Annotated in this window: 1 protein-coding gene and 2 pseudogenes; all 3 read left to right on the plus strand. The window is 68.9% G+C overall.

Annotation, left to right across the window (positions count from 1 at the left end; genetic code table 11):
* Positions 1-737: pseudogene (locus AC27IQ_RS23790) on the plus strand (3,4-dihydroxy-2-butanone-4-phosphate synthase); the annotation flags it as partial.
* 3 nt (positions 738-740) lie between these two features.
* Complete coding sequence (ribH, locus tag AC27IQ_RS23795) at positions 741-1,205, plus strand: 6,7-dimethyl-8-ribityllumazine synthase (protein ID WP_284399473.1); 465 nt, start codon at positions 741-743, stop codon at positions 1,203-1,205.
* A pseudogene (nusB, locus tag AC27IQ_RS23800) lies at positions 1,202-1,772 on the plus strand (transcription antitermination factor NusB). Before ribH ends, nusB begins: the two are co-directional and overlap by 4 nt.
* The last annotated feature ends 5 nt before the right edge of the window (positions 1,773-1,777 follow it).

The following is a 1,777-nucleotide window of genomic DNA, read 5'->3' on the forward strand; positions in this document are numbered from 1 at the left end:
GCAGCCCGGCCACATCTTCCCCGCTGCAGGCGGTGGACGGCGGCGTGCTCATGCGCGCCGGCCACACCGAAGCCGGCTGCGACCTGGCCGCCATGGCCGGCTGCAGCGCCAGCGCCGTGATCTGCGAGGTGATGAAGGACGACGGCACCATGGCCCGCCTGCCCGACCTGCAGATCTTCGCGGCCGAGCACGGCCTCAAGATCGGCACCATCGCCGACCTCATCGAATACCGCAGCCGCAACGAATCGCTGGTGCAGAAAGTGGGCACGCGCCCGCTGCAGACCGCCTTCGGCGAGTTCACCGCCCACGCCTTCCGCGACGAACCCAGCCAGGCCGTGCACCTGGCGCTCGTCAAGGGCCAGTGGGGCCCGGACGACAGCGTGCCCGTGCGCGTGCACGAGCCCCTGTCTGTGCTGGACGCGCTGGAGGTCAACCGCTCCATGCACTCCTGGGGGCTGGACAGCAGCCTGCAGTACATCGCCGCCCAAGGCCAGGGCGTGGCCGTGCTGCTCAACTGCGGCGAAAGCGCTGAGCAGTTGCTGGAGCAGTTCGAAGGGCGCGCCCGCTCGGCCCATGCGCCCGAACGCGGCCGCATGGACCTGCGCACCTACGGCGTGGGCGCGCAGATCCTGCGCGAATGCGGCGTGCACAAGATGCAACTGATGGGCCCGCCGCGCCGCATGCCCAGCATGGCGGGCTACGGCCTCGAGATCACCGGATACCTTCCCAAGGAATAAGACATGTTTGGCGCAGACAAAGGAACAGCGGACAAGCTCGACGGCAAGAAGCTGCACATCGGCATCGTGCAGGCCCGTTTCAACGAGAGCATCACCAACACCCTGGCCGCGGCCTGCCGTGCCGAACTGCTGGCGCTGGGCGTGCAGGAAAAGCACATCCACCACGTGCTGGTGCCCGGCGCGCTGGAAGTGCCGGTGGCCCTGCAGGCCATGGCCGAACGCGACGAATACGATGCCCTGATCGCCCTGGGCTGCATCATCCGCGGCGAAACCTACCACTTCGAACTGGTGGCCAACGAATCGGGCGCGGGCGTGAGCCGCATCTCGCTCGACTACCACGTGCCGGTGGCCAATGCCATCATCACCACCGAGAACATGGAGCAGGCCATCGCCCGCCAGACCGAAAAAGGCCAGGACGCCGCCCGCGTGGCCGTGGAAATGGCCAACCTGCTGGAGGAGCTGTCGTGAGCGATTCCACCTCTTCGCACCCCGGCGGCGCCAAGCGCCCGCCGCGGCAGGCGCGCACCGGCGTGACCAGCACCGGCGCCCGCAAGGCCGCCTCCAAAATCCAACCGCAGCCGCGCCCGCGAGTTCGCGCTGCAGGCGCTCTACCAGCACCTGGTGGGCCGCAACGACGCCACCGCCATCGACACCTTCACCCGCGACCTGGCGGGCTTTCACAAGGCCGATGCCGCCCACTACGACGCGCTGCTGCACGGCTGCATCGAATCGGCCGAGGCGCTCGACGCCCTGATCACCCCGCAGCTCGATCGCAAGATGGCCGAGATCTCGCCCATCGAGCATGCGGCCATGTGGATCGGCGTGTACGAGTTCCAGCACTGCCTGGACGTGCCGTGGCGCGTGGTCATCAACGAATGCATCGAGCTGGCCAAGGAGTTCGGCGGCACCGACGGCCACAAGTACGTCAACGGCGTGCTCAACGGCCTGGCCCCCACGCTGCGCGCCACCGAAGTCGCGGCCGACAAGGGCGCGAACCCGGCGCAGCCATCGCAGGCCCCGGCGGACGGCGCCTGAGCGCC

The sequence above is a fragment of the Acidovorax sp. KPB24-07 genome, from assembly GCF_057543315.1.